The organism is Bradyrhizobium sp. USDA 4452, assembly GCF_054063575.1.
In genome coordinates, this window is record NZ_JBSSGK010000001.1 from 5326522 (window position 1) to 5351943 (window position 25422).

Here is a 25422-nt window from a genome sequence, read left to right on the forward strand (position 1 = left end):
CCTGCCCCCATGCGCAATTGAATGCCAGCGCGTGGAAACCAGCCCAGGAATACCGGACATCTAAGCAGAGACGAGCAGGAAACTCATCTTACAACCCGGAAACCTGTGCCGGTCTCCCTGTCAGGGACCGGACGGCGATCAGCCAACATAATGCGTGTGATGTGCAATCGGGAGGGGCCGCGACCGTGAGGCCGATCACGGCAGCTTGTCATAGCCCTCCGCCAGGCCGTTCAGGCTGAGCGGGAAGCCGATGCCCTCTTCCGGGGTCTCGAAGATGATGAACGTTGCGGTCTTGGCGTTCTTGAGCTGGCCGAGCAGCTTGTCGTCCATCACGACCTCGGCGACGCAGCCATTGGGCAGGCACCGGACAAAACCGGCGCGGCCGACGTCCTGGTTGTCGAGCTTCAGGCCGAGGCCGGAGGGCAGCAGCACACCGAGCGGTGCGACCACGCGCATCAGGCGGCTCTTCTGGTCGGCGGTCTTCAGCACGATCACGGTCAGGCCGGCATTGGAGCGGTCTTCCGCTACCACGCTCTGGATCAGTGCGCACTGTTCGGCCTGGGCGCCCGGCGGGGTGTCGCAGCGGATCTGCCAGTCGCCATGGACCGAGCGCACCGCGCCTTGCGCGTTCGCCGGCTGGCTCAGGCCAAGAGTCGGACCAAGAGAAAGGGCCAGAAACAGCAGCCCGCCGAGCCAGCTGGCCTTTCGTCCTGCCTGAATGTTCGAAGCGCCCATCCGGGTCGATCCTTTGAGATGTTTGGTCAATCCGGCCATTCCGGCCGCCGGCAGCACGCGCGCCATGATGCGCTTCCCGAAGCGCATCATGATCTCATGTTCTTGTTTGAGCATGATCTTTTTCGGAAAACCGGTCTCCAACTTTCCGGATCATGCTCAAGCCTCGACTGATACCGCAATAGGGCGCCTTGAAGGCGATCTTGAAGCCATTCCCGCGCCGGATTGGGGCAGCACGCAGCGAATCAGGTTCCTGTGGGCTACGCCGCCTGTGCCTACATCCGGCAATCCCCCTGTCAACTGCGTGCGGCGGAGTTTCGACGACTTTCGCTTGATTTTGCGGGAAAATTCGCAAGCGGCAGGCTCATCGCAGGCGCATGGCTTTCGGCCCTACTACTGCATTGCGAGCGCCTGCGAATTATGGTTTGAGAGGCTGGATTTCGACGCGTTCTAGCGATCTGGCTCCCGTACCCACCTTGACTCAGAGACGGGTATGTCCGGAAGGCCGTTTGTCAGGGCGGATCGTGCTGCATTTTCGGCCATAAGCCGGAGGTGCTTTGGGGAACAATGCAAGGGAGCGCGAGCGGCATGAAGATGTCGATTGGCCGGTTGGGCAGGCAATTGCTGGGGTTGGCGGTAGCGGGTGTGGCGTCGATCGCCGCGGGATCGGCCTTCGCCGAAATGGGACAGCCGGCGCCGTGGGAGCACACGCTGCAGGAAGGCGCGACCCCGGTGATGGAAAACATCATCTGGTTCCACAATTTCCTGCTGGTGCTGATCACCCTGATCACCCTGTTCGTGCTGGCGCTGCTCGTCATCGTGGTGGTGAAGTTCAACGCCAGGGCCAACCCGGTCCCCTCCAGGACCACCCACAACACCTTGATCGAAGTGGCCTGGACGCTGATCCCGGTGCTGATCCTGGTCGGCATCGCGGTGCCGTCGTTCCGCCTCCTGTTCCTGGAGCTCGACGTGCCGAAGCCGGACCTCACGGTAAAGGTCACCGGCAAGCAGTGGTACTGGTCCTACGCCTATCCGGATAACGGCAAGTTCGAGTTCGACTCGCTGCTCGACAAGGACAAGCAGCCCCGCCTGCTCGGCGTCGACAACGAGATGGTGGTCCCGGTCAACAAGGTGGTGCGGATCCAGACCACCGGTGCCGACGTGATCCACTCCTTCGCGGTGCCGGCGTTCGGCGTGAAGATCGACTCGATCCCCGGCCGCCTCAACGAGAGCTGGTTCAAGGCCACCAAGACCGGCGTGTTCTACGGCCAGTGCTCGGAACTGTGCGGCAAGGATCACGCCTTCATGCCGATCGCGGTGCGGGTCGTCAGCGACCAGGAATTCGCGACCTGGGTTGAAGGGGCGAAGAAGAAGTTTGCGACCAACCCGGCGAATTCCTACGCCTCGGCTGGTCAGGCGGCGCAGTAAGCCTGACGGCTCACGGCGCGGACGGAATAAGGGCGATGGGACCCGCAAGGTCCGAGAGGGACTGCAAGGCAGGATTTTGAACATGGCGACAGGCGCAGCGACACACGACGATCACGCCCATGACGATCACGCCCACCATCCGACCGGATGGCGGCGTTATCTCTACTCCACGAACCACAAGGATATCGGTACGATGTACCTTATCTTTGCGGTGATCGCGGGCATCATCGGCGCTGCGATGTCGATCGCGATCCGTGCCGAGTTGATGTATCCGGGCGTCCAGATATTCCACGAAACGCACACTTATAACGTGTTCGTGACCTCGCATGGTCTGATCATGATCTTCTTCATGGTCATGCCGGCGATGATCGGCGGGTTCGGCAACTGGATGGTGCCGCTGATGATCGGCGCGCCTGACATGGCGTTCCCGCGCATGAACAACATCTCGTTCTGGCTGCTGCCTGCCTCGTTCGCGCTGCTCGTGATGTCCACCTTCGTCGAGGGTGAGCCGGGTGCCAACGGCGTCGGCGCGGGCTGGACCATGTATGCGCCGCTGTCGACTTCGGGCCATCCGGGTCCGGCAGTGGATTTCGCGATCCTGTCGCTGCATCTCGCCGGTGCGTCGTCGATCCTCGGCGCCATCAACTTCATCACCACGATCTTCAACATGCGGGCGCCGGGCATGACCCTGCACAAGATGCCGCTGTTCGTGTGGTCGATCCTGGTGACGGTGTTCCTGTTGCTGTTGTCGCTGCCGGTGCTCGCCGGTGCGATCACCATGCTGCTGACCGACCGCAATTTCGGCACCACCTTCTTCGCGGCCGACGGGGGCGGCGACCCCGTGCTGTTCCAGCATCTGTTCTGGTTCTTCGGCCACCCCGAAGTGTACATCCTGATCCTGCCGGCCTTCGGCATGATCAGCCAGATCGTCTCCACCTTCTCGCGCAAGCCCGTGTTCGGCTATCTCGGCATGGCCTACGCCATGGTGGCGATCGGCGGCATCGGCTTCGTGGTGTGGGCGCACCACATGTACACCGTGGGCATGTCCTCGGCGACGCAGGCCTATTTCGTCGCCGCCACCATGGTGATCGCGGTGCCGACCGGCGTGAAGATCTTCTCGTGGATCGCCACGATGTGGGGCGGCTCGATCGAGTTCAAGGCGCCGATGATCTGGGCGATCGGCTTCATCTTCCTGTTCACCGTCGGCGGCGTCACCGGCGTCGTGCTGGCCAATGCCGGCGTCGACCGCGTGCTGCAGGACACCTACTACGTGGTGGCGCACTTCCACTACGTGCTGTCGCTCGGCGCCGTGTTCGGCATCTTCGCCGGCTGGTACTACTGGTTCCCGAAGATGTTCGGCTACATGTACTCGGAGAAGATCGCCAAGGCGCACTTCTGGTTCACCTTCGTCGGCGTCAACCTGGTGTTCTTCCCGCAGCACTTCCTCGGGCTGTCGGGCATGCCGCGCCGCTACGTCGACTATCCGGACGCGTTCGCCGGCTGGAACCTGATCTCCTCCTGGGGCTCCTACATCTCCGGCGTCGGCGTGCTGATCTTCATCTATGGGGTGATCGATGCCTTCGTCCGCAAGGAGCAGGCCGCGAACAACCCGTGGGGCGCGGGTGCGACCACGCTGGAGTGGACGCTGACCTCGCCGCCGCCGTTCCACCAGTTCGAAGTGCTGCCCCGCGTGCAGTAAGTCCAAGACAACGCGGCGCACCCCAGGTGCGCCGCGCCTTTCCAAGAGAAGTGAGACCTGATCTTGTCGGTTGTCGATCACAACGCTATCGAAATGCCCCGGATCTCCGAGGCCGAAGTGGGCGACTACATCGCGCTGTTGAAGCCGCGCGTGATGTCGCTGGTGATCTTCACCGCCCTGGTCGGGCTGATGATCGCGCCGGTGCATGTGCATCCGGTGCTGGCGTTCACCTCGATCCTCTGCATCGCGGTCGGCGCCGGCGCCTCCGGCGCGCTCAACATGGCCTATGAGAGCGACGTCGACGCCTTGATGTCGCGCACTGCCAACCGGCCGATCCCGCGCGGCAAGATCACCCAGGCCGAAGCGGCCACCTTCGGCCTGACGCTCGCCTTCTTCTCGGTGATGACGCTCGGAATCCTGGTCAACTGGGTGGCGGGCGGGCTGCTTGCCTTCACCATCTTCTTCTACGCCGTGATCTACACGATGTTGCTGAAGCGCTGGACCGCGCAGAACATCGTGATCGGTGGCGCCGCCGGTGCGCTGCCGCCGGTGGTGGCGTGGGCGGCCGCGACCGGCTCGCTCTCGGTCGAGCCGATCCTGCTGTTCCTGATCATCTTCTTCTGGACCCCGCCGCATTTCTGGGCGCTGGCGCTGTTCCGCAGCGACGACTATGCGCGCGCCGGCATCCCGATGCTGCCGGTCGTCGCCGGGCCCGACGCGACCCGGCTGCAGATTCTGCTCTACACCATCGTGCTGGTCGCGATCGCGCTGGCGCCGTGGCCGCTCGGCTATTTCGACGCGATCTACGGCGTCACCTCGCTGGTGCTCGGCTGTGGCATGCTGTGGCTCGCCGTCGAGGTCTATCGCCGTCGTGAGGGTGTTGCGGCCAACCGTGCCACGCGCCGGCTGTTCGCCTTCTCGATCCTTTATCTGTTCGCGCTGTTCGCCGTCCTCCTCGCCGAGGTCGTGGTCCGCGCGATCCTGCCTGTCATCATCGGGTAGGGACGCCGGGGGGCGAGATGGGGACGCACGGGATACCAATGGACGACAAGAACCAACCAGAAGGCATCGTCCTCACCGAGGCGCAGCTCAGGAGCCGCCGCCAGCGTTCGATCGCCATTGCGCTCGCGCTCGGCGTCATGGTCGTGCTGTTCTTCGCCGTCACCCTCGTCAAGGGGCCGGCCGTGCTGGTGCGGCCGCTGTGAGCGAGGTGGCGAACCATCCCGCACCGCAGGCTCCGCAAGGCGAGGGCACGAAAGTCACGCGCCGCATGCTGACGCGCGACGCCATGGTCGCGTCGATCTGCGGCTTCGTGGTGGTGCTGATGGTCGGCGCGTCCTACGCGGCCGTGCCGTTCTACAACTGGTTCTGCCGCACCACCGGCTTCAACGGCACCACCCAGGTCGCGACGTCGGTCCCGACGGATGCGCCGCTCGAGCGCACCATTTCGGTCAGCTTCGATTCCAACGTCGCGCCGGGCCTGCCCTGGAAGTTCGAGGCCGAGCAGACCACGATCGACGTCAAGATCGGCCAGGTGGTCACGGTCTATTACACCGTGACCAACCAGTCGGCGCGTACCACGACGGGCCAGGCCGCCTACAACGTCGCGCCACTGACGGTCGGCGCCTATTTCCAGAAGATCAACTGCTTCTGCTTCACCGAGCAGACCATGGCGCCGGGCGAGAAGCGCGAGATGGCCGTGGTGTTCTATGTCGATCCGGCGCTGGCCAGGGACAGCGAGAACGACACGCTGAAGACGATCACTTTGTCCTACACCTTCTTCCCCGTGCGCGATGCCACGCCGAAGCCCGTGGCTGCGGGCGAGGCGGAGCAGCGCAAGGGCGGCTAGAGCACGATCCGGAAAAGTGGGGACCGGTTTTCCGGGAAGATCATGCTGAAGAGATTGGAATTGAAGATTAAGACGTGCCTTGCGGCACGCGAATGGAGAGACGGCAATGGCTGAGGCGCAAGTCAAGCATCACGACTATCATCTCGTCGACCCGAGCCCGTGGCCGGTGGTCGGCTCGATCTCGGCCTTCATCATGGCGTTCGGTGCGATCGGCTGGATGCACCACATGTACTCCGCCGCTCCGATCGTGTTCGGCATCGGCACCATCGGTGTGCTCTACACGATGGCGAGCTGGTGGGGCGACGTGATCAAGGAAGCCCAGTACAAGGGCGACCACACCCGCGTGGTGCAGATCAGCCACCGCTACGGGATGATCCTGTTCATCGCCTCCGAGGTGATGTTCTTCGTCGCCTGGTTCTGGGCGTTCTTCAATTCGGCGCTGTTCCCGGCCGATGCGGTGCACGCCACCCGCGATGCGGTGTTCGGCTGCGGCCCCGGCACGGCGATGGGCGCCTGCTCGGTCCCCGGTACCTGGCCCCCGCATGGCATCGAGACCTTCGATCCCTGGCATCTGCCGCTGCTCAACACGCTGCTGCTCCTGACCTCGGGCACGACGGTCACCTGGGCGCACCACGCGCTCTTGGAGAACGACCGCCAGGGCCTCAAGCAGGGCCTGATCCTCACCGTGATTCTCGGCGCCCTCTTCACCTGCGTGCAGGCCTATGAGTACGCCCATGCGACGTTCTCGTTCGGCGGCAACGTCTATGGCGCGACGTTCTTCATGGCGACCGGGTTCCACGGTTTCCACGTGCTGGTCGGCACCATCTTCCTGCTGGTCTGCCTGATCCGCGCCTATGCCGGCCACTTCACGCCGAAGCAGCACCTCGGCTTCGAGTTCGCCGCCTGGTACTGGCACTTCGTCGACGTGGTCTGGCTGTTCCTGTTCATCTGCATCTACGTCTGGGGCCACGGCGCCGAGTCGATGGCTCACGGCGCGCACTAAAGCGCAGGCCGACGTGCTATCAGGGGCGGCCGAACGGCCGCCCCTTTGCTTTTGAAGAGAACCGATGACCGATACCCCGCCTACCGTGACCGAGAGCGCGATGCGCGGCATCGCCTGCCGCTGTCCGCGCTGCGGCAAGGGCAAGCTCTATTCCGGCTTCCTAACCTTGGCGCCGCGCTGCCAGGCCTGCGGCCTCGACTTCGCCTTCATCGATTCCGGCGACGGGCCGGCGATCTTCGTCATCATGCTGGCCGGCGCCATCGTGGTCGCGGCGGCGTTGATCGTCGAGGTGAAGTACCAGCCGCCGTTCTGGGTGCACGCCGCGCTGTGGCTGCCGCTGATCGTGGCGACCACGATCCTGCCGCTGCGATCCATGAAGGCGCTGCTGATCGCGCTGCAATTCCACCACAAGGCCGCCGAAGGCCAATTGATCGAGCGCGATCCGAAATGAATGAGACCACCACGACCCGCCGGCCGAGCGCGGCCGGCTTCGGCATTTTCACGCTGATCCTGATCGCGGTGTTCGTCGCGCTCGGCGTCTGGCAATTGCAGCGCCGGGTCGAGAAGCATGCGCTGATCGCTGCGCTCGACGCACGGCTGGCCGCCCCGACCGACGCGCTGCCGCCACCCTCGGCATGGCCCACGCTGACCTCGGCCAAGGATGAATTCCGCCGCGTCACCCTGACCGCGACCTACGCGCAACAGCCGGATGCGATGGTCTTCAGCTCCGGCTCCGCCGTGCGCGACGACATTTCGGGACCCGGTACCTGGGCGTTCCTGCCGGCCACGCTCGCCAGCGGCGAAACCGTCGTGATCAACACCGGCTTCGTGCAGAACACGATGCAGGACCGTGCCTTCGAGGATCGCGTCACCGGGCGCCTCGTCACGGGCGCACCGGTCGAGCTCACCGGCTATATCCGCTTTCCCGAGCCGCCGGGCCGGCTGACGCCGAAGGAGGATCCGGTGAAGCGGCTGTGGTTCGTGCGCGATCATCGCGCGATGGCGCAGGCGCTCGGCTGGGGCAAGGACGGAGCTCAGCTCGCACCGTTCTATATCGACCTCGAGGCGCCGGTGCCCGACAGCGGCACCCCGAAGCCCGGACCTCTCAAGGTCCATCTCAAAGACGACCACATGCAGTACGCTATCACCTGGTTTTCGCTGGCCGCCGCGGTCACGATCGCCTTCGGCCTGTGGTGGCGTGGCCAGTGGCGCAAGGGAGCTTGAGATCAGGTGGAGAGCGAGTGGCCGGCTCCGATCAGACGGATCAGCATGTCACCCCACAGCGCGCCGAGAATCCCGGTCAACACAAACGCGGCCCAGAACAGTGCGGGACGTGCGATCCGCGCCCATCGGGCCGCGGCCACCGCCGGCAGGCCGATTGCGACAGCCAGCAGCACGACGGATGAGCCGGTCTGACCGGGCTCCACCACCCAGTCGGCCAACGAACTGGCGAGTGCCTGCGCCAGCATCGTGACGATCCAGAACGGCGCATGATTCCGGATCGACCCGACGGCAAGGAATCCCGTTTTGCCCGCCACCCGAGCCCGGACGATTAGGGCGAGCGCGAACAGTGCCGCCAGCTGGACCGAGGGGATACAATCGCCGATCCCGAGCGACCGGTCCGCCATATGGGCCAATGCCGCGCTTAGCATCAGGACGCCGACCAGTACCGGCCAAAAGGCGATCGGACCTGCGCGATCGCGTGCATACAGCACCCCAATTGACACCACACCGGCCGCGGCCAGGAAGTGGCTCCCCTTTCCTGCAACGGCGAGGCCCGCGATTTCGCCCAGCACTGCGGCAACGGTTCTCATCGCCCAGAACCGTACCGCGGCCTCGCGCACGCCGGGCGTCCCTCGCATCTCAATATGAACCACGTCCATATGCGCCTCCGAGGCAACGTTCAGGTCGACATTGTGGGATGTGCCGCAGGCTTGCCCGAACGGCTCCTGCGCATGCGGCCGATCCAGTGGATCAAGCCGTCGAGATAGATGTAGACGACCGGCGTCGTGAACAGCGTCATCAGCTGCGAGACGATTAGCCCGCCGACGATGGCAAAGCCGAGCGGCTGGCGCAGCTCCGATCCGGTGCCGGTGCCGATCATCAACGGAACGCCGCCGAGCATGGCGCACATCGTCGTCATCAGGATCGGGCGGAAGCGCGCCTTGCAGGCCATGTAGATCGATTGTTCGGCGGAGAGATGCTGGTGCCGCTCGGCCTCCAGCGCGAAATCGATCAGCATGATGCCGTTCTTCTGCACGATCCCGATCAAGAGGATGATGCCGACAAGCCCGATCACGTCGAGCCCGAAGCCGAACGCCCACAGCGTGAGCAGCGCGCCGAGCCCGGCGGACGGCAGGGTCGAGAGGATCGTGACCGGATGGATCGTGCTCTCATAGAGCATGCCGAGGATCAGATAGACGGCGACCACCGCAGCGAGGATCAGGACCGGCGTCGAGGCGAGCGCCGCCTGGAACGCCTGCGCGTTGCCCTGGAAGCTGGTGACCACCGTCGAAGGCACCTGCAGGTCGGCGGTCGCCTTCTGCACGGCTGCGACTGCGGTCCCCACCGCCGTGCCCGGCGCCAGGTTGAAGCTCAGCGTCACCGACGGAAACTGGCTTTGATGATTTACGGAGAGCGGTGCGGTGCCGTAGTCGATGCTCGCGATCTGGCTCAAGGGCACCATCGTTCCCGCCGACGAGCGGACGTAGATGCGGTTGAGCGCATAGGGGCCGAGCTGGAACGACGGATCGACCTCCAGGATCACGTAGTAAGTGTTGAGCGTTGTGAACAGCTGGGCGACGTGACGCTGGCCGAATGAATCATAGAGCGTGTTGTCGACCGCGGCCGGATCGATGCCGAGCCGGGAGGCGGCGTCGCGGTCGATCTGCAGCTTGAGCTGACGCGCGGCATTGGCCTGGTCGGTCGCGACGTCGGCCAGCTCGGGCAGCGTCTTCAGCTTCTGATACAGCTTGCCGGCCCATAGATTGAGCTCGTCCTGGTTCACGTCGGTGAGGGTGAACTGGTACTGCGTCTTCGACAGCCGGCTGGCGAGGTTGATGTCCTGCGTCGCCTGCATGAACACCGACATCCCTTTGATCTTCGTTAGCGCCGTGTCGAGCTGCCGGATCACCTGATCGGCGGACGCATCGCGTTCGTTGCGCGGCTTCAGCAGCACGAACAGGCGGCCGTTGTTTTCGGTCACGGTCGGGCCGCCCGGTCCGATGTAGCCGGTCGCATTGGCGACCGCAGGGTTCTTGGAAATGACGTCGATGACGCTGCGCTGGAGCGTCGCCATCTGTGAGGGCGAGACGTCGGCCGAGGCCTCGGTGATGCCGGTGATCATGCCGGTGTCCTGCTGCGGGAAGAAGCCCTTGGGGATGCCGACGAACAGCAGGCCGGTCACCGCGACGCTTGCCAGCATGATTGACAGGGTCGTGGCCTTGTAGCGCAGCGCTTTGGCCAGCACGGCCTCGTAGGCCGCCTGGATCGCAATGAAGCCGCGTTCCAGCGCGCGCGACACCGCGCCGGCATTGGCGCCCTGGTGCGGCGACAGTAGATAGGCGCACATCATCGGCGTCAGGGTCACCGAGACGATCACCGACACCACGATGGCAACGCACACCGTGACGGCGAATTCCTGGAACATGCGGCCGATCACCCCGCCCATCAGCAGCAGCGGAATGAACACCGCGATCAGCGAGACCGAGATCGAGATGATGGTGAAGCCGATCTCGCCGGCGCCCTTCAGGGCGGCCTGCATCGGGGAGAGACCTTCCTCGATGTGCCGCGAGATGTTCTCGATCATCACGATGGCGTCGTCGACGACGAAGCCGACCGCGATCGACAGCCCCATCAGCGATAGATTGTCGAGGCTGTAGTTGAGCAGATACATCACGCCGAAGGTGCCGATCAGCGAGATCGGGACCGAGACCGCGGGGATGATGGTCGCCCACAGATTGCGCAGGAACAGGAAGATCACGCCGACCACCAGCGCGATGGTCAGCACAAGGGTGAACTGCACGTCGGCGACGCTGGCGCGGCTGGTCTGGGTGCGGTCGGAGGCGATCTGGACCTTGATGTCGGACGGCAGGCTCGACACGAGCTGCGGCAGCAGCTTCTCGATGCCGTCCACCGTGCTGATCACGTTGGCGCCGGGCTGGCGCTGGATCGCGAGGATGACCGCCGGCTTGTCGTTGTACCAGCCATGCAGCGTGATGTCCTCGGCCGCCACGATCGCGTGCCCGATGTCGCGCAGGCGGACTGGCGCGCCGTTGCGATAGGCGATGATCAGATCATCATACTTGCTCGCGACCAGCACCTGGTCGTTGGTGGCGAGCGTGTAGGCCTGCTGGCTGCCGTAGAGCACGCCCTTGGGCTGGTTCACCGTGATGTTGCCGAGCGTGCCGCGCAATTGCTCGAGATCGAGCCCCGCGGCGGCGAGCTTGGCCGGATTGACCTGCACCCGGATCGAGGGCTTTTGCATGCCGCCGATGGTGACGAGCGAAACGCCCGGCACCTGCGACAATTTCTGGGCCAGGATGCTGTCGGCATAGTCGTCGACCTTGGTCAGCGGCTCGGTGTCCGACATCAGCGCGATCAGCAGCACCGGCACGTCGGCCGGATTGACCTTGTGGAAGGTCGGCGGCGACGGCATCGTCTTGGGCAATTGCCCCGATGCCGCATCGATTGCGGTCTGCACGTCCTGCGCGGCCGCATCGACGCTGCGGTTGAGTGCGAATTGCAGCGTAATCTGGGTGTTGCCGAGCCCGCTGCTCGAGCTCATGCCGGTGAGGCCGGCGATCTGGCCGAACTGCCGCTCCAGCGGCGTCGCCACCGAGGACGCCATCGTCTGCGGATCGGCGCCGGGCAATTGCGCGGTGACCTGGATGGTTGGGGTATCCACCGTCGGCAGCGCCGAGACCGGCAGCCGCACGAAGGCGATCATGCCGACCAGCACGATGGCGATGGCCAGGAAGGCGGTGGCGACCGGCTTGCGGATAAAACCTGCTGATATGTTCATGGCAGCATGCCTGCGCTTGCGGTGGTTGCTTCCTGGACCAGGTCTTTCTTGTCATCAGGCACGATCTCGACCTTCGTCCCCGGATTGAGCCGGTACTGACCCGCGGTGACGACGGTCTCGTTGGCCGCGAGGCCCTGCTCGATCAGGACCTGCCCGTCGCGCGATTGGCCGGCCGTGACATTGCGCATGCTGACGACGTTGTTCGCGCCGACCACATAGGCGAAGCCGCCGTCCGGTCCCTGGCGCACCGCCGTTAGCGGCACGGTGAGCGCGTCGTGACGAACCGCGATCGTCAGATGGACGTTGACGAAACTGCCGGGCCACAGCGTGTTGCCGGCATTGGGAAAGGACGCCTTCAGCTGCACCGTGCCGCTTGAGCTGTCGACTTGGTTGTTGATCAGCATCAGGCTGCCGTGGTCGAGCTTGTGCTTGTTCTGTGCATCATAGACGTCGACCGATGCGTCTCCGGATGCCAGCGCCTGCCGCACGCCCGGGATCTCGCCGGACGGCAGCGTGAAGATCACCGCGATCGGCTGCAGCTGGGTGAGGACCACGAGTCCGTTGGTGTCGGTCGGGTGTACGATATTGCCGGGATCGATGCGGCGGATGCCGGTGACGCCGTCGAACGGTGCGGTGATCGTCGCGAAGCTCAGCTGCGTCTGCGCGGCTTCCAGCGCCGCCTTGTCGAGCGCGACGGTACCTTCGCCCTGGGCGACCTGCGAATCCTGGGTGTCGAGCAATTGCTGGGTGGCAAAGCCGCGATTGGCGAGCGGCTGCGTTCGCGCCAGATTGGTCCGGGCGTTCTTCAGGCTCGCCTCGTCGCGCGCCAGCGCGGCCTCGGCCTGGTCGACCTGAGCCTCGTAGACCCGCGGGTCGATCCTGGCGAGCACATCGCCGCGCTTCACCTGCTTACCCTCGACGAAATCGACGCTGTCGAGCGTGCCCTGCACCTGGGTGCGTATGGTGGCCGTGTTGATCGGCGTCACCGTGCCGAGGCCTTCGAGCACGATCGGCACATCATGCTGCAACACTTTCGCCGCCGTCACCGGAACGACTGATGTGGTGGTGTTCGACTGGGCCGCCGGTGCATGGTCCGTCGCGCTGTCCGGTCGATGCAGGACGTAAGAGCCGGCGCCGATTGCGGCGGCGGTCACCATGCCGGCGGCCGCGATCTTGAAGGTCTTCGCTCTCATGGGTCACCAGCTCCATCGGTTGTCCGGCGGCCGATCGTTGCGACCAGTTCCAGGACGAAGGTTTCAGTTGCGCTCGCCGCGGCCGCCGCGGCCCCGGGGCCGGCGGTCAGGTCGAGGTGGATGATGCGTGCGTCGAGATCGGAAGCGCGCAGCGCGCCGATCAGGCTCTCTTGCGGCGCATCGTCGGTGCGATGAACGACGAGCCGGATCGCGGTCACTGTCGGCACGATGTGAAACGGCAGCGCGTCGGAGGCGGCGTCGATTGCGACGATGCCGCCGCAGGGCAACTCGCCCCGCAACGCCAGTTCGAGCATGCGCCGCGCGACCGATCCTTCGCCGAGCAGGATCAGCTGCCGCGGGATCATGCCGACGCGGTCGAGCGCGTCCGCAACGCCGCTCAGGATGCCGGCATAGCTGGTTTCGCGGAGCTCGATCGGCAGCCACGTCGCCAGTGGCGTGAGCCGGCGCCAGCGCGCAAAGGTCTCGGGCACGGTGATGGACGCAGCATCGGGGGCGGCCAGCACGCCGACCAGCACGCCCGTGACGGCGGGGCGGGTCCGGGTTGCGAGGGCGCTGTGCGGGCTTTCGGACATGCCCGGAAGCTGGGCCCTGGGTCGATATAATTCAAATGAATTGTCTTTATCCGTCAATTCATATCATGCATGATGACGGCATGCGGATGCGCAATCTCGATCTCAATCTCCTCCTGGTGTTCGACGCCGTGATGCGCGAGCGCAGCGTGGTGCGCGCGGCTGGCGCGCTTGCCATCAGCCAGCCCGCCGTGAGCCACGCGCTGAACCGGCTGCGTCATGCGCTGAAAGACCAGCTGTTCGTCCGCACGCCGTCCGGCATGCTGCCGACGCCGCGGGCCGAAGCGCTCGCGCTGCCGGTCCGCAAGGCGCTGAGCGAGCTGCAACTCGCGGTCGAGGGCGATCGCTTCGATCCGGCGCAGGCGGAGCGGCGCTTCACCATCGCCGTCAACAATTATGCCGCGGTGGTCGCGGCCGGCGCGATCATCGCGGCGGTGCGCGCGCAGGCGCCGAGGGTACGGCTGACGCTGGTGCCGAGCGGGACGCTCGATCTCGCCGATAGGCTCGATCGCGGCGAGCTCGATCTTGCGATCTCCGCCCGCGCACTGGAGGGCGAGCGCTTCGCCTCCTGCCGGCTGATCGAGGACCGCTTCGTCGCGGTGCTACGCGCCGGTCATCCGGCCTTGCGCAAGAAGCTGACCGGGGAGACGCTGGTCGAGCTGCCGCACCTTGCGATCACCTCCAGCGGCGAAGACCTGGATTTCATCGATGCCTGGCTGCGGGCCCGCAAGGCGAGCCGCACCATCGCCTCAGATGTGCCGTATCTGTCGGCCGGCGCGGTCCTGGTGCAATCGAACATGGTCGCGATCCTCGGGCGCAAGCTCGCGCTCGAATTCCGCCGCGCCTATCCGATCGAGATACGGGAGCTGCCGTTCGACGCGTCGAAGCTGCAGAGCGTCATGAGCTGGCACCGCCGCTTCGACGATCTGCCGGCGCACCGCTGGCTGCGCGACACGATCGTTGCCGCTACGCGCGGCATTTGATCTCGCGCCGATCCTGAAGCGATGCGCCCGCGCCGATCTGTGGCGCGGGCGCATCGCAATTTATCTCTGCTGCCTGTCAATGACCGACAGGCACGGCGCCGCCGAGCTTGACCTTGCGCAAGGTCAGTGCCAGCGGGATCGCCGACAATGCGATCAGCATCAGCACCCAGAACGCATCCATGTAGGACAGGAACGAGGCCTGGGTCTGCACCTGCTGGCCGATCCACTGGATCGCCTGTTGATGCGCCTGCGCCAGCGCATTGCCCTGGGCGACGAAGAAGTCGGTGACCTGGTGCAGCGTGTCCTGGTATTGCGGGCTCGACGGCGTCACCTGCTCGACCAGCCGGCTCTGGTGGAACTGCTGGCGATGCGTCAGCACGTTGGAGACCAGCGCGACGCCGATCGAGCCGCCGGTGTTGCGCGCCGCGTTGATCAGCGCGGAGGCCTGGTCGGTCTTGCCGGCGGGGATGCCGTCATAGGACGCCGTCATGATCGGAATGAAGATCAGCGGCAGGCCGACGCCGATCAGCATGCGCGAGCGCGCCATGTACCAGAAGCCGAGATCGCCATACACGTTGGTCATGCTGTACATCGAGGCGGCGATCACCAGCGCGCCGACGATGATCAGATATTTCGGCTGCACCCTGGCGGCGAGCCGGCCGACCACGAACATCATCAGCATGGTGACCATGCCGCCGGGCGAGAGCACGAGGCCGGCCCAGGTCGCGGTATAGCCGAAATCCTGCTGCACCAGCTGCGGCAGGAACTGGGTGGTCGCAAGCAGGATGGCGCCGGTCGCCAGCATCACCAGGAAGCTCGCCCCGAACTGCCGGGTCGCGACCATCCGCAAATCGATCATCGGATTGCGGCGAGTCATTTCCCACGGGATCATCAGCACGAACGCGGCGGCACAGATCGCCGCTGACGCGACGATGAAGGACGATCCGAACCAATCGTCCTCGAGGCCACGGTCGAGCGTCACCTCGAGCGCGCCAAGGAAGGTCGCCACCAGCGCGAAGCCGACGAAGTCGAACGAGTTGTCCTGCTTCGGGTCCGCAGCCTTCGCTGGCTCCCGCAACACCGCGGCGATCGCGACCATCGCGAACAGGCCGACCGGCGCGTTGATCAGGAAGCACCAGTGCCAGGACAGATTGTCGGAGAGCCAGCCACCGAGCGTCGGGCCGACCACCGGCGCCACCACCACGGCGATGCCGAACACCGCGAAGGCCTGGCCGCGCTTGGCCGGCGGGAACGCATCCGCGAGGATCGACTGCGCCACCGGCACCATGCCGCCGCCGCCGAGACCCTGCAGGATGCGGAACAGCAGCAGCGCGTTCAGATTGGGCGCGAAGCCGCACAGGATCGAGCTGACGGTGAAGATGCCGAGGCAGATCAGGAAGAACGTCTTCCGCCCCAGCATTTTGGCGAGAAAGCTGGAGGCGGTCAGGATGATAGCGTTGGACACCAGATAGGAGGTGACCACCCAGGAGGCTTCGTCCTCGCTCACGCCCATCCCGCCCGCGATATAGGGCAGCGCCACGTTGGCGATGGTGGTGTCGAGCACCTCCATGAAGCTCGCGAGCGCGACCACGATGGCGATCAGCCAGGGATTGACGGCAACGCTTGGAGCAGGGAGGCTTCCGGCATCGATTGCTGCGGCACTCATGACGGCCTCCCCGGATCAGAGCTTGCCAAGCCGCTCGAGCAGTGACGGCGCGGGATTGATCCGCACTGTCGGGACGACGGACATGCCCGGGCCGAGCGCAACGTCGGTCGGCGGGTTGTCCATCACGATCTTCACCGGCACGCGCTGCACGATCTTGACGTAGTTGCCGGTGGCGTTCTGCGCCGGCAGCAGCGAGAACGCGGTGCCCGATCCGGGCTGCACGCTCTCGACATGACCCTTGATGGTGCGGCCGGGATAGGCATCGATCTTCAGCGTCACCTTCTCGCCCGGACGCATCTGGTCGAGCTGGATCTCCTTGAAGTTCGCGGTGACCCAGGTCTGGTCGGGCACGAACATCGAAAGGTTGGTGCCGGCCTGCGCGAACTGGCCGACCGCGGCCGACAGATTGACGACGCGGCCCGGCTGCGCGGCCGTGACCGTCGTGTAAGACAGATTGAGTTTAGCCTGGTCGCGCTGCGCCTCGGCCTGGGCGAGGTTGGCGACCGCGCTCTTGCGCTGCGCCTTCAGCGATTCGACCTGACGCTGCGCGAGATTGAGCGTCGCCTGCGCGCTCAGCAGCGAGGCCTGCTGCTGATGCAGTTGCGAGGTGTACTGCTCGGAATTCTGCACCGTGCCGTAGCCGGTCTGCTCCAGGTGCTGGTAGCGAGTCGCCTGCTGCTGGGCGAAGGTCAGCGCCGCCTGCGCCTGGTCGACCTGGGCCTGGTTGGCTGATATCTGCGCCTGTTGCACGTCGAGCTGCGCGTCGACATTCTCGATGCTGGCCTGTGCGGCCGCGACCTGCGCCTCGGCCTGTGCCAGCGCGACGCGATAGTCGCGGTCATCGAGCCGGGCGATCACATCGCCGGCTGCGACATGCTGGTTGTCGGTGACCGGAACGGCAGTGATGTAGCCCGAGACCTTCGGGGCCAGCGCGGACTGCCGCGCCGCGATGAAGGCGTCATCGGTGGATTCGAAATGCTCGGTGTAGTCCATGTACAGATAGCCACCGCCGAGCGTGGCGGCGAGCAGCACGGCGCCGATCGCGGAGACGACCGGACGGCGGCGCAGGAAGCCGCGCTTCGGTGCCGTGGCCTCCGGCGGGATCGTTGCCGGCGGGACCGGCTGCTTGTTTGCGGGGCGTTGCTGCGCGGGTGCGCGCGCGGTGATCTCCGGCCGCTCGGCCGTGATGGTGGGCTCATGAGAGGGTGGAAGCGAGGGCGAACCCTCGATGCCCTCGTGCCCCGGTTGGTCGCGCTCCAAGACAGTGTCTTCGAACATGATGGCTGCTCCTGGCTGTTGAGCGAGGTCTGCAAGGCCTTCGCAAAAGGGAACGATGCCGTTCCGTTCTGTGCGGCAGATAGTCCCACCGCAATGCAGCGTCAATAGGAACGGAACTGTACCGTTCTATTTACAACCAGATGTGATCGGCCTATATTACTGGGCGTTGCCGGCCCAACGGCTCACGGAACCCGAGGTCAAGCCAATGACCACCAGCACGCTGAAGATGCCGCGGGCGCCCAAGGCCCGCACGGCAGAAAGGCCGATCAAGGTGCGTGCCGGCCGGCCGCCGAAGGAGCTCGCCGGCGAGGTCGACGCGCGCATCCTCGATGCGGCGCGCAAGGTCTTCCTGCAGCGCGGGTTCGAAGGCGCCAGCATCGACGAGATCGCGGACATCGCGCGCTCTGGCAAGCGCACGATCTATGCGCGCTTTCAGGACAAGCGGGCGCTGTTCACCGAGGTGGTGACGCGGGACATCCTGTCACGCGTCGCTGAGTTCAAGGCGGACGCGCCTCTTGGTGCGACCGTGGAGGAACGCCTCACCAGCGTCGCATCTACGCTGCTGCATTGGGGTCTCGACGCCGAGCGGATCGGGCTGATGCGGCTCGCCATCGCCGAGGCGCATCGTTTCCCGGATCTCGCCGCCACCGTCAACCGCAGGGCGCGCGCGCTCGCGACCGAGCTCGGTATCCATCTGCTGCGCGACCTGACGCAATCCGACGAGCTCGGCAAGCTGCCGGCCTTCGCGCCGGAGCACCTGCCTACCACCGCGCGCCTGTTCCTCGACATCATTGCGGTGCCGATGCTGATGCGGGCGCTGTACGAAGTCGACCTCAAGGCGCTCGATCCCGAGCTCGACGAACACGTCGCGCGCGGCGTCTCGTTCTTCGTCGCGGCGTGCAGAAGCGGTTACCGGTTCGGCGCCGATTGACCCCCGGACGATCACCAGGTTGTGAGTGCGGACCGTCGCAACTGCGTCACAGGAGTGCGGAAAAGAATAGAATTTGAATGAGACGTACTGTCGCATCCCTTCCGCCCATGGCAGAGACGTGTGTCGCTGGCCTATGGCAACCGCAAGGGGAATGGAAGTGCGCCGTTTTGCAATCGTTGGGACTTGCCTGCTTTTGATTACGCAATTTGCGAGCGCGGCGTCAGCCGCTGACCTGTCGGAGCGCAATTGGACCAAGGCTCCGCCATTGCTGGCTCCCGCGTTCAACTGGTCCGGATTCTACGCCGGCGTGAATGCGGGCGGGGGCTGGTATGATGGTGGGAATATCACGACAAGCAGCAATGTCAGTTCGCTGATTCCCCCCGGCAACATCGTCCGTGTGCCCCTTTCGAACAGCAACCATGCCGGTGTTACCGCTGGTGGACTGATCGGATACAATTATCAGATGGACAGGGTCGTCCTTGGCGTGGAAGCCGATTTCAACTATGTCGACCTGAAGTCCACCAAGGGAGGAAGCACCACCGCCGCTTTCCCTGGCGGCGTGACGGGCAATTTCAACATTGCGAACACCAGCAAGATCGACTGGTTCGGCACCGTGCGGGGTCGTATCGGCTTTGTGCCGGCCGAGCGCCTGCTGATCTACGCGACGGGCGGTGTGGCCTATGGCGAGGTGAAGACCAACATCGCCAATTCGTCGGCCTTCTCCACGGGCCTCTCGCGGCTCTGGCTTGGCGATAACTCCGACGTTCGCGTCGGTTGGACCGCCGGCGCCGGCCTCGAATATGCCTTCACCAATAACTGGACGCTGCGCGGCGAATATCTCTATATCGATCTCGGCAGCAGCGGTACGACGGCGACATTCCAGGGCACGGATCCGCTGCAGAGCCAGATCCGTTACAATGCCAGTCGCGAGAACAGGTTCAGCGTCGCCCGCGCCGCGTTGAGCTACAAGTTCTGACACCGGCGAGCAAACGCTGCGTCACCTCTCCCGCGCGCGGGAGAGGTGACGCAGCTCTGGTGCAGTCTCTCAGGGAGCGCTCAGCCCGGCGCGCGCTCCACCGCGTGACGCAGCCAGACCATGCCGCCTTCCAGCGTTTCACAATGGGTGAGCCGGAGCGACTGCCCGGCGCCGGGGCGCTCGCCGGCCTCGCCGTGATAGTCGACAATGCTTTGCGATCCCGCGACACCGTCGACGGCCGGATGGATCAATGTGCTGAACTCGTCGATCAGCCCGTGCTTGAGGAAGGCGCCATTGATCGCACCGCCGCCTTCGAGCAGCAGCGTCTTGGCGCCGAACCGCGCTGCAAGCTGCGCCATCGCGCTCGCCAGATCGTCGCCCTTGAGGCCTGCAAAGATGTAGGACGCGCCGTCCTCGCGCAGCTCGGCGAGATGGCTGTCGGAGACCTGTTCGCCGAGCACCGCGACGGCGTGATCGCCGCCGACATTGTCCTTGCCGAAATGTACCCGGCCCGACGGATCGATGCCGACAGCGAGCTTGCGGCCGTCGCGGTTGCCGAGATGCGGCTCGCGCGGCAGCTTGGGCGCATTGGCGAACTGCCGCTCCGTTCCCTTGGCCATCTCGTTCATGGTGACGCGGCCGATGATCCATCCATCGGCATTGAAGCCGTCATGTATCCTCTCATAGTGGGAGCGCAGCACCTCGGCCGGGATGCCCGCGGCCGGCTTGGTGAAGCGGCTGGGATGAAGCCGGCCGTCGATCGACGTGCCCATGTGGCAGATGATGTGGGGTCGCATTGCCTCAACTCTTCGGTGGGTTATGACTGCGCCGCAGGGGCGGATGGGGCAGTCCTGATCTAGAGAGCCGTAATCGGGTTCTCAACGCCGATAACGCAGCGGTGTTTCAACGTCGCTTGTCGGCCCGGTCAATCCATCCGCGCCGCTTGAACCAGAGCACCGGGGATGTCACGGGCGGCTAATGAACCATCACCCAGGTCGGCTGCAGTAACGGATAGGCGATCAGGCCGACGACGGCCGTTGCAGCGATCAAGAGCGGATTGCTCACCTTCCAGCGGAACAGGAGGGCGAGCGAGATCGTGCCGATCAGCGCTGTCAGCCAGTCGCCGATGGCGATCTTGCCGAGCAGGATGCAGGCGCCGAGGATGGTGCCGATCGCCGCCGCATAGGCGCCCTTCACAAAGCCCTGCACGTTGGCGTTGCCGCGATGCCGCGCCAGCAGCGGCGCGACGATCAGCACCAGCAGGAACGACGGCAGGAAAATGCCGATGGTGGAGACCAGCGAGCCCCAGAATCCCGCCACGAGGTAGCCGACGAAGGTCGCGGTGATCACCACCGGTCCCGGACTGATCATGCCGATCGCGACCGCGATGAGGAATTGCCGCTCATCGAGCCAGCCATATTGCTGCACGAGCCCTTGCTCGAGGAACGGCACAATGACGAGGCCGCTGCCGAAGGTCAGCGAGCCGGCCTTGAGGAAGAACAGCAACAGCTTGGAGAGCGTAGACGTGCTTGCGACCGGCGCGATCGGACCTGTGGCGACCGGCACGATGGCAATTCCTGGCAGGATCGCGGGCGAGCGTTTGAACGGCTTGCCGTAATAGAGGATGCCCACGATGCCCGCGCCGATGAACAGCAGGGCGACCTCGGCCTGGAGAATGACGGTGACCGCCAGGCAAATCGCTGCGATCGCCCATTGCAGCCAGTCTTCCATGCCGAGCTTGGCAAGCCGGTAGCAGGAGTGCAGGATGAGCGCGATCACGGCGGGGCTGACGCCGTAGAAGATCGCGGTGACCGGCTGGAGATCGCCAAGGTAGACGTACAGCGCGCCGAGAGCCGCCACGATGACGAAGTTCGGCAGGATGAAGCACCATCCACCGACCCAGGCTCCCCAGAAGCCGCCGCGGAGCCAGGACACATAGATGCCGACCTGGATCGCCAGCGGCCCCGGAAGCGATTGGCAGATGGCAATCGCTTCCTTCATTTCAGCCTTGGTCAGCCATTTCTTGCCGTCGACCAGCTCCCGCTCCATCTGCCCGACGAGCGCGACCGGGCCGCCGAAGCCGAGAAAGCCCAGGCGCAGGAAATAGCGTGCCAGTTCCGCCAATCGGCCGGGATGCGAGGACGTTGGTGTCATTCCTGAAAAATCTCCCTCGAAGGAAGTTCCACGCGCCTCTCCTCAAGCCTCTTTCGAATATTGCTCATAGAGTCTGGCCGCGTTGTCCCAGCGGATGGCTTCCATGTAGATGTCGACATAGCGGGCCGCCGCGGCTCCGAAGTCCATGTGATAGGCGTGCTCATACATATCGAGCACCAGGACCGGGCGGCCGCCGGCGAGCGTGGTCGTGTGATCGGCCGCCCATTGGTTGACGAGCCGCTTGTCGCGGGGCGAGTAGGCGAGGATCACCCAGCCCGAACCGCCGCCTTCCGCCTTGCCCATGGCGGCGAATTCGGTCCGCCAGCGCTCTAGGCTGCCGAAGTCGCGCCCGATCGCCTCGGCCAGTGCGCCGTTCGGCTTGCCCGCGCCGCCGAGCCCGTCGAAATAGACCTCGTGCAGGATCATCGAGTTCGCCGCGACCAGCTCCTCGCGCTTCAGGCCGTTGATGACGAAGTTCGGGGCCTTGGCGAAGTCGAGCTCGGCAAGCTGCGTGCCGATCGCGTTGAGTCGCTTCACCGCGCCGACGTAGTTGTTCTCGTAGTGGCTGACGAGTATCTTCTCCGAGATGCCGCTGATCGATTTTGGATCGAATGGCATCGGCTTTGCCTGATAGGACATGGCTCTGGCTCCTGTCTGCTGATTGGTTTCGGCCACGGCCTGGTTGATGCCAAGCACGGTTGCAGATGCTGCGGCTACGCCAGCCGCTGCGATGAAGTTTCGACGCTCTGTGTTGATGGTCATCGGCTTCTCCCAATGTTGAACGTTCCTTGCGTCAGATCGCGGCTCTATTGCTTGGTGAGCCCGACGATGGTCGGGAATCCCGAGATGGTCTGCACCGAGATTTCGACGGGGTCGCCGAAGCGGACGGCATTGAAGATCAGGCCGTCCTGAACCTTGAACGGTTCCGTTCTGCCCGCAGGCAGGCGTATCAGCAGCGTGTCATTGCGTTCGTCGACGCTATCGACGACGCCGCGCAGCGTCTCGCTTGCCGGCGGATCGACGGCCGCCGCCTGCAATGCGACGGCCGTTTCACGCTGCTCGCCACCATCGGCTGGTGTTGCAAGCGTTGCGCCGGGCCACAGCGCGGCGAGGCACAGGGCCAGGGTTGTTCTCATCATGATCGTCGCTCCATTGTTTCGGCCTCTGGTCGCTTCGGGCGGAGCAGGACCTCAGTCCTGCTCCTTGACCTGGCCGCTGCTGTCGATCACGAGCTTTACGGGCTTGCCGTTCCTCATCGCCTTCGCCGTCGTGCCTTCGGCCGTCGACTTGACGTCGCTGACGTTCGCGTAGCCGGCAGCCTGAAGTTTCGCGACAAGCTCGTCCTGCGTCAGGGCGCGGGCGGGCACGGCGGTGCCTGCGACCGCGAGCGCAAGGATCAGGTGGAGGAATCTTCGCTTCTGCATGGCTGTTCTCCTGGTTGTGTTGTGCTGCCCCAGGTTCTTCAGGTGCGCGCTTGCTCAGATGAAGCGGAAGATCGCAACGCTCACGGCTTCACCTTGCTGGTCGGCCAGTTGTGCGTTTCCCTGGTCGCGTCGCGGCACCAGCGATAGAAGGCGTCGTAGAGCAGCATGCCGGCGCTCAACTGCTCGAGGTCGTCGTCGAACATCCGCGACAGGCCGAGCGAAGCGGCGAGCAGCCCCGGGGCCTCCGGCGACAGATCGAGCCGGGCGGTGTCCGCGGCCCGCACCATGGTCGCGAGTCGCTCCAGTGCGGGCGTCGACAGGCCGAACTCCGTGACCATCACGTCGAAGGTGCAGAGCTCGCCGCGGTGGCTCCAGAACACGTTCTCGATGTCGAACGGCGTGGCGTCGAATCGTTCCGCGACCGCCTCGACTTCCGCTGAAGCGACGAACAGGAACACGGCCGCGGGATCGATGAAGCGGCGGATCAGCCACGGGCAGGCGATGCGATCGATCTTCGGCCGCGATCGCGTCACCCAGACGGTCCGGCCGCGCCCGTCACGTTTCGGAATTCTGTCGGCAGGAACGGTCGGAAGCTCCGCCTGCTTCCAGGCGAGATGGCCGCCCTCGAGGACTTCGGCAGCAATGTTGCCGCATCGGAGCCAGGCGGCGGTGCCTTCGCTGAGCTTCTGTCCCTTCTGGCAGACCACGACCACGGACTGGCCGGTCAGGCCGGAAGCCCAGTCCTGGACGTCGAGATGGGAGTGCCGGATCGCGCCCGGAATCAGGCGCGGATCGCTGGAAAAATCCTCATCGAGACGGACGTCGACAAGCGCCGGCGCCTTGGCCGTGCCGATGAGACGATACAGTTTTTCGGATGAGATCGAGGTGTATGATGACATGATGCGTCCTTGGTGAACAGGACGCGATTCTTGGGCATGTCGCCTCGCGGGGAGATCGCACATCCCCGTGCTGTCAATAGAAGAGCAATGCGCCTTGCTGTCAACCGGCTCTGCCGCGTCGGCAGATCACCAAGAATTCACCGATTGTGACAGGAACACACGGCGCTGGCGGTTGTCCCCGGCGCAAAGACCAGAAAGCGGTGTTGACCAATATAGGGTACCCCCCTATATTATTTGCATGTCGCACACAATCAAGCACAAGTCCAAGCTCGTCGGCCGGGTTCGCCGCATCAAGGGTCAGCTGGAGGCCGTCGAGCGGGCACTGGAGTCCGAGCTCGGCTGCGCCGACGTGTTGATGCTGGTGGCCTCGGTTCGCGGCGCCATCAACGGTCTCACCGCGGAACTGCTCGAGGATCATATCCGCCATCACGTGCTCGACCCTGCCCGGGAAAAGGATCCCGAACGGGCGCAGGGCGCCGCCGATCTCATCGACGTCGTTCGCACCTATTTGAAGTGAAGCACATGACCGATCTGTCCCAGCTGCTCCAGCAGAGCAGCGCGCATGCATGGCTGTTCATCCCCAGTGCGATCCTGCTCGGCGCGCTGCATGGTCTCGAGCCCGGGCACTCCAAGACGATGATGGCGGCCTTCATCGTCGCGATCCGCGGCACGGTGCTGCAGGCTGTGCTGCTCGGCCTGTCGGCGACCATCTCGCACACGGCCATCGTCTGGATCATCGCGGTGGCGGGGCTGCATTTCGGCCAGCAATGGTCCGGCGAACGCAGCGAAGCCTGGTTGCAACTGGTGTCGGCGGCGATCATCATCGCGGTCGCCGCCTGGATGGCTTGGCGCACCTGGCGCGAGCAGAATTCCGACCATGACCATGACCATCACCACCACGATGAAACGCGTCAACTGATCCTCGCCGGGCAGGCGCTGTCGCTCGAAGTTTTCGAGGATGGCGTGCCGCCGCGCTGGCGGTTGCGTAGCGAGGCCGGGACGCTCCCGGCGGCCGGCGAGGTCGACGTCTTGACCATCCGTCCCGACGGCAGCGAGCAGCGCTTTCGCTTCGCCGATCGGGGTGGCTATCTGGAAAGCGTCGATGAAATCCCGGAGCCGCATGCCTTCAAGGCACGTGTGTCGCTGCGGGCGGACATTGCGGAAGTGCTGTTCGAGGAGCACGACCACGCGCACATGGACCTCGGCGACGCGGAAGACGCGCATGCGCGCGCTCACGCCGCCGACATCCGCAATCGCTTTGCCGGACGCACCGTCACGACCTGGCAGATCATTCTGTTCGGCCTGACCGGCGGTCTCATTCCGTGTCCGGCGGCGATCACCGTGCTGCTGCTCTGCCTTCAGCTCAAGCAGTTCAGCCTCGGCTTCGTGCTGGTGCTCTGCTTCGGCATCGGGCTTGCGATCACCATGGTCTCCGCTGGTGTTGTGGCCGCGCTCAGTCTGCGCCATGTCGAGCGTCACTGGGGAGGGTTCAGTCGGTTTGCGCAACGCGCGCCCTATGTGTCGGCCGCGCTGATCGTGCTCGTTGGCCTCTATACCGGCTGGTTGGGGCTGCACGGTATCACGGCGTGATCCC

Annotated in this window: 27 protein-coding genes; 14 read left to right on the forward strand and 13 right to left on the reverse strand. The window is 64.9% G+C overall.

The annotated features are described in order from the left end of the window. Positions 1 to 195: 195 nt before the first annotated feature. The gene (locus ACVISU_RS25430; RefSeq protein WP_456708720.1) at positions 196 to 735 is read right to left on the reverse strand and encodes an invasion associated locus B family protein; all 540 of its coding nucleotides are present in this window, start codon (positions 733 to 735) and stop codon (positions 196 to 198) included. On the opposite strand from ACVISU_RS25430, the gene ACVISU_RS25435 reads away from it, so the two are divergent. The 9 genes from ACVISU_RS25435 to ACVISU_RS25475 all read left to right on the forward strand — a co-directional run bounded on the left by ACVISU_RS25435 (position 719) and on the right by ACVISU_RS25475 (position 7935). Beyond that, entirely contained in the window at positions 719 to 1186 is a 468-nt protein-coding gene (locus ACVISU_RS25435) for a hypothetical protein (protein WP_157113284.1), read from the forward strand. The two genes, ACVISU_RS25430 and ACVISU_RS25435, sit on opposite strands and share 17 nt — an antisense overlap. Before the next feature lie 134 nt (positions 1187 to 1320). Beyond that, the gene (gene coxB / locus ACVISU_RS25440; protein ID WP_050406322.1) at positions 1321 to 2160 is read left to right on the forward strand and encodes a cytochrome c oxidase subunit II; all 840 of its coding nucleotides are present in this window, start codon (positions 1321 to 1323) and stop codon (positions 2158 to 2160) included. Between the two features lie 82 nt (positions 2161 to 2242). Further along, positions 2243 to 3859, forward strand: a complete 1617-nt coding sequence (ctaD, locus tag ACVISU_RS25445) for a cytochrome c oxidase subunit I (RefSeq protein ID WP_050406323.1) — start codon at positions 2243 to 2245, stop codon at positions 3857 to 3859. A gap of 63 nt (positions 3860 to 3922) precedes the next feature. Next, complete coding sequence (locus ACVISU_RS25450) at positions 3923 to 4861, forward strand: heme o synthase (protein WP_456708721.1); 939 nt, start codon at positions 3923 to 3925, stop codon at positions 4859 to 4861. A 38-nt stretch (positions 4862 to 4899) separates the two neighbouring features. Further along, positions 4900 to 5064 carry a hypothetical protein gene (locus ACVISU_RS25455; protein ID WP_050406325.1) on the forward strand — a complete coding sequence of 55 codons (165 nt, stop codon included), beginning with the start codon at positions 4900 to 4902 and terminating at the stop codon, positions 5062 to 5064. 65 nt (positions 5065 to 5129) lie between these two features. Continuing rightward, positions 5130 to 5708, forward strand: a complete 579-nt coding sequence (locus ACVISU_RS25460) for a cytochrome c oxidase assembly protein (RefSeq protein WP_157113357.1) — start codon at positions 5130 to 5132, stop codon at positions 5706 to 5708. A gap of 106 nt (positions 5709 to 5814) precedes the next feature. Further along, positions 5815 to 6711, forward strand: a complete 897-nt coding sequence (locus ACVISU_RS25465; protein ID WP_050406326.1) for a cytochrome c oxidase subunit 3 — start codon at positions 5815 to 5817, stop codon at positions 6709 to 6711. A 64-nt stretch (positions 6712 to 6775) separates the two neighbouring features. Further along, positions 6776 to 7162 carry a DUF983 domain-containing protein gene (locus tag ACVISU_RS25470; RefSeq protein WP_050406327.1) on the forward strand — a complete coding sequence of 129 codons (387 nt, stop codon included), beginning with the start codon at positions 6776 to 6778 and terminating at the stop codon, positions 7160 to 7162. Beyond that, the gene (locus tag ACVISU_RS25475; RefSeq protein WP_456708722.1) at positions 7159 to 7935 is read left to right on the forward strand and encodes an SURF1 family protein; all 777 of its coding nucleotides are present in this window, start codon (positions 7159 to 7161) and stop codon (positions 7933 to 7935) included. The genes ACVISU_RS25470 and ACVISU_RS25475 overlap by 4 nt, the downstream gene beginning before the upstream one ends. Positions 7936 to 7937: 2 nt before the next feature. Here ACVISU_RS25475 and ACVISU_RS25480 read toward each other — a convergent pair whose 3' ends face one another. From ACVISU_RS25480 to ACVISU_RS25495, 4 genes are read right to left on the reverse strand one after another with little or no spacing between them, the layout of a single operon-like run. Further along, entirely contained in the window at positions 7938 to 8594 is a 657-nt protein-coding gene (locus tag ACVISU_RS25480; protein WP_456708723.1) for a hypothetical protein, read from the reverse strand. 20 nt (positions 8595 to 8614) lie between these two features. Further along, complete coding sequence (locus ACVISU_RS25485) at positions 8615 to 11734, reverse strand: efflux RND transporter permease subunit (protein WP_456708724.1); 3120 nt, start codon at positions 11732 to 11734, stop codon at positions 8615 to 8617. Beyond that, a complete protein-coding gene (locus tag ACVISU_RS25490; protein WP_456708725.1) occupies positions 11731 to 12927 on the reverse strand; it encodes an efflux RND transporter periplasmic adaptor subunit in 1197 nt (398 codons plus the stop codon). The genes ACVISU_RS25485 and ACVISU_RS25490 overlap by 4 nt, the downstream gene beginning before the upstream one ends. Then, positions 12924 to 13463, reverse strand: a complete 540-nt coding sequence (locus ACVISU_RS25495) for a hypothetical protein (protein ID WP_456708726.1) — start codon at positions 13461 to 13463, stop codon at positions 12924 to 12926. Before ACVISU_RS25495 ends, ACVISU_RS25490 begins: the two co-directional genes overlap by 4 nt. A 137-nt stretch (positions 13464 to 13600) precedes the next feature. Between ACVISU_RS25495 and ACVISU_RS25500 the strand changes: the two genes are divergently transcribed. Then, the gene (locus ACVISU_RS25500) at positions 13601 to 14500 is read left to right on the forward strand and encodes a LysR family transcriptional regulator (protein ID WP_050406365.1); all 900 of its coding nucleotides are present in this window, start codon (positions 13601 to 13603) and stop codon (positions 14498 to 14500) included. Positions 14501 to 14576: 76 nt separating this feature from the next. Here ACVISU_RS25500 and ACVISU_RS25505 read toward each other — a convergent pair whose 3' ends face one another. Together ACVISU_RS25505 and ACVISU_RS25510 are read right to left on the reverse strand one after the other, a co-directional pair. Beyond that, positions 14577 to 16166, reverse strand: a complete 1590-nt coding sequence (locus tag ACVISU_RS25505; protein ID WP_456708727.1) for a DHA2 family efflux MFS transporter permease subunit — start codon at positions 16164 to 16166, stop codon at positions 14577 to 14579. Between the two features lie 15 nt (positions 16167 to 16181). Beyond that, positions 16182 to 17444, reverse strand: a complete 1263-nt coding sequence (locus ACVISU_RS25510; RefSeq protein ID WP_456708728.1) for an efflux RND transporter periplasmic adaptor subunit — start codon at positions 17442 to 17444, stop codon at positions 16182 to 16184. A gap of 205 nt (positions 17445 to 17649) precedes the next feature. On the opposite strand from ACVISU_RS25510, the gene ACVISU_RS25515 reads away from it, so the two are divergent. Beyond that, the gene (locus tag ACVISU_RS25515) at positions 17650 to 18375 is read left to right on the forward strand and encodes a TetR/AcrR family transcriptional regulator (RefSeq protein ID WP_456708729.1); all 726 of its coding nucleotides are present in this window, start codon (positions 17650 to 17652) and stop codon (positions 18373 to 18375) included. A gap of 151 nt (positions 18376 to 18526) precedes the next feature. Continuing rightward, complete coding sequence (locus ACVISU_RS25520; RefSeq protein WP_456708730.1) at positions 18527 to 19351, forward strand: outer membrane protein; 825 nt, start codon at positions 18527 to 18529, stop codon at positions 19349 to 19351. An 80-nt stretch (positions 19352 to 19431) separates the two neighbouring features. On the opposite strand, the gene ACVISU_RS25525 is transcribed toward ACVISU_RS25520, so the two are convergent. The 6 genes from ACVISU_RS25525 to ACVISU_RS25550 form a co-directional block, all read right to left on the reverse strand. Next, positions 19432 to 20148 carry a dihydrofolate reductase family protein gene (locus ACVISU_RS25525; RefSeq protein ID WP_063695269.1) on the reverse strand — a complete coding sequence of 239 codons (717 nt, stop codon included), beginning with the start codon at positions 20146 to 20148 and terminating at the stop codon, positions 19432 to 19434. Between the two features lie 178 nt (positions 20149 to 20326). Then, entirely contained in the window at positions 20327 to 21505 is a 1179-nt protein-coding gene (gene chrA / locus ACVISU_RS25530; protein WP_456708731.1) for a chromate efflux transporter, read from the reverse strand. Between the two features lie 42 nt (positions 21506 to 21547). Further along, a complete protein-coding gene (locus ACVISU_RS25535; RefSeq protein ID WP_456708732.1) occupies positions 21548 to 22267 on the reverse strand; it encodes a superoxide dismutase in 720 nt (239 codons plus the stop codon). A 44-nt stretch (positions 22268 to 22311) separates the two neighbouring features. Next, positions 22312 to 22644 (reverse strand): hypothetical protein, encoded by a 333-nt coding sequence (locus ACVISU_RS25540; RefSeq protein WP_456708733.1) that lies wholly within the window; start codon positions 22642 to 22644, stop codon positions 22312 to 22314. A 51-nt stretch (positions 22645 to 22695) separates the two neighbouring features. Next, positions 22696 to 22929: a PepSY domain-containing protein gene (locus ACVISU_RS25545; protein WP_050406337.1), complete on the reverse strand. Its 234-nt coding sequence runs from the start codon at positions 22927 to 22929 to the stop codon at positions 22696 to 22698. 80 nt (positions 22930 to 23009) lie between these two features. Beyond that, on the reverse strand, positions 23010 to 23828 hold the full coding sequence (locus tag ACVISU_RS25550; protein ID WP_456708734.1) for a chromate resistance protein ChrB domain-containing protein: 819 nt from the start codon (positions 23826 to 23828) through the stop codon (positions 23010 to 23012). Positions 23829 to 24066: 238 nt separating this feature from the next. On the opposite strand from ACVISU_RS25550, the gene ACVISU_RS25555 reads away from it, so the two are divergent. After that, on the forward strand, positions 24067 to 24345 hold the full coding sequence (locus ACVISU_RS25555; protein WP_456708735.1) for a metal/formaldehyde-sensitive transcriptional repressor: 279 nt from the start codon (positions 24067 to 24069) through the stop codon (positions 24343 to 24345). A 5-nt stretch (positions 24346 to 24350) separates the two neighbouring features. Beyond that, positions 24351 to 25418, forward strand: coding sequence for a nickel/cobalt efflux transporter (locus ACVISU_RS25560; RefSeq protein WP_456708736.1), 1068 nt, complete (start codon positions 24351 to 24353; stop codon positions 25416 to 25418). Positions 25419 to 25422 lie beyond the last annotated feature (4 nt).

Excerpts from the sequence above, each read along its gene's own strand:
- ACVISU_RS25435 (WP_157113284.1), top strand. The coding sequence starts at position 719 with ATGTTCGAAGCGCCCATCCGGGTCGATCCTTTGAGATGTTTGGTCAAT.
- ACVISU_RS25430 (WP_456708720.1), bottom strand. The coding sequence starts at position 735 with ATGGGCGCTTCGAACATTCAGGCAGGACGAAAGGCCAGCTGGCTCGGC.
- coxB (WP_050406322.1), top strand. The coding sequence starts at position 1,321 with ATGAAGATGTCGATTGGCCGGTTGGGCAGGCAATTGCTGGGGTTGGCG.
- ctaD (WP_050406323.1), top strand. The coding sequence starts at position 2,243 with ATGGCGACAGGCGCAGCGACACACGACGATCACGCCCATGACGATCAC.
- ACVISU_RS25455 (WP_050406325.1), top strand. The coding sequence starts at position 4,900 with ATGGACGACAAGAACCAACCAGAAGGCATCGTCCTCACCGAGGCGCAG.
- ACVISU_RS25460 (WP_157113357.1), top strand. The coding sequence starts at position 5,130 with ATGCTGACGCGCGACGCCATGGTCGCGTCGATCTGCGGCTTCGTGGTG.
- ACVISU_RS25465 (WP_050406326.1), top strand. The coding sequence starts at position 5,815 with ATGGCTGAGGCGCAAGTCAAGCATCACGACTATCATCTCGTCGACCCG.
- ACVISU_RS25470 (WP_050406327.1), top strand. The coding sequence starts at position 6,776 with ATGACCGATACCCCGCCTACCGTGACCGAGAGCGCGATGCGCGGCATC.
- ACVISU_RS25475 (WP_456708722.1), top strand. The coding sequence starts at position 7,159 with ATGAATGAGACCACCACGACCCGCCGGCCGAGCGCGGCCGGCTTCGGC.
- ACVISU_RS25480 (WP_456708723.1), bottom strand. The coding sequence starts at position 8,594 with ATGGACGTGGTTCATATTGAGATGCGAGGGACGCCCGGCGTGCGCGAG.
- ACVISU_RS25485 (WP_456708724.1), bottom strand. The coding sequence starts at position 11,734 with ATGAACATATCAGCAGGTTTTATCCGCAAGCCGGTCGCCACCGCCTTC.
- ACVISU_RS25490 (WP_456708725.1), bottom strand. The coding sequence starts at position 12,927 with ATGAGAGCGAAGACCTTCAAGATCGCGGCCGCCGGCATGGTGACCGCC.
- ACVISU_RS25500 (WP_050406365.1), top strand. The coding sequence starts at position 13,601 with ATGCGGATGCGCAATCTCGATCTCAATCTCCTCCTGGTGTTCGACGCC.
- ACVISU_RS25505 (WP_456708727.1), bottom strand. The coding sequence starts at position 16,166 with ATGAGTGCCGCAGCAATCGATGCCGGAAGCCTCCCTGCTCCAAGCGTT.
- ACVISU_RS25510 (WP_456708728.1), bottom strand. The coding sequence starts at position 17,444 with ATGTTCGAAGACACTGTCTTGGAGCGCGACCAACCGGGGCACGAGGGC.
- ACVISU_RS25515 (WP_456708729.1), top strand. The coding sequence starts at position 17,650 with ATGACCACCAGCACGCTGAAGATGCCGCGGGCGCCCAAGGCCCGCACG.
- ACVISU_RS25520 (WP_456708730.1), top strand. The coding sequence starts at position 18,527 with ATGGAAGTGCGCCGTTTTGCAATCGTTGGGACTTGCCTGCTTTTGATT.
- ACVISU_RS25525 (WP_063695269.1), bottom strand. The coding sequence starts at position 20,148 with ATGCGACCCCACATCATCTGCCACATGGGCACGTCGATCGACGGCCGG.
- chrA (WP_456708731.1), bottom strand. The coding sequence starts at position 21,505 with ATGACACCAACGTCCTCGCATCCCGGCCGATTGGCGGAACTGGCACGC.
- ACVISU_RS25535 (WP_456708732.1), bottom strand. The coding sequence starts at position 22,267 with ATGACCATCAACACAGAGCGTCGAAACTTCATCGCAGCGGCTGGCGTA.
- ACVISU_RS25540 (WP_456708733.1), bottom strand. The coding sequence starts at position 22,644 with ATGATGAGAACAACCCTGGCCCTGTGCCTCGCCGCGCTGTGGCCCGGC.
- ACVISU_RS25545 (WP_050406337.1), bottom strand. The coding sequence starts at position 22,929 with ATGCAGAAGCGAAGATTCCTCCACCTGATCCTTGCGCTCGCGGTCGCA.
- ACVISU_RS25550 (WP_456708734.1), bottom strand. The coding sequence starts at position 23,828 with ATGTCATCATACACCTCGATCTCATCCGAAAAACTGTATCGTCTCATC.
- ACVISU_RS25555 (WP_456708735.1), top strand. The coding sequence starts at position 24,067 with ATGTCGCACACAATCAAGCACAAGTCCAAGCTCGTCGGCCGGGTTCGC.
- ACVISU_RS25560 (WP_456708736.1), top strand. The coding sequence starts at position 24,351 with ATGACCGATCTGTCCCAGCTGCTCCAGCAGAGCAGCGCGCATGCATGG.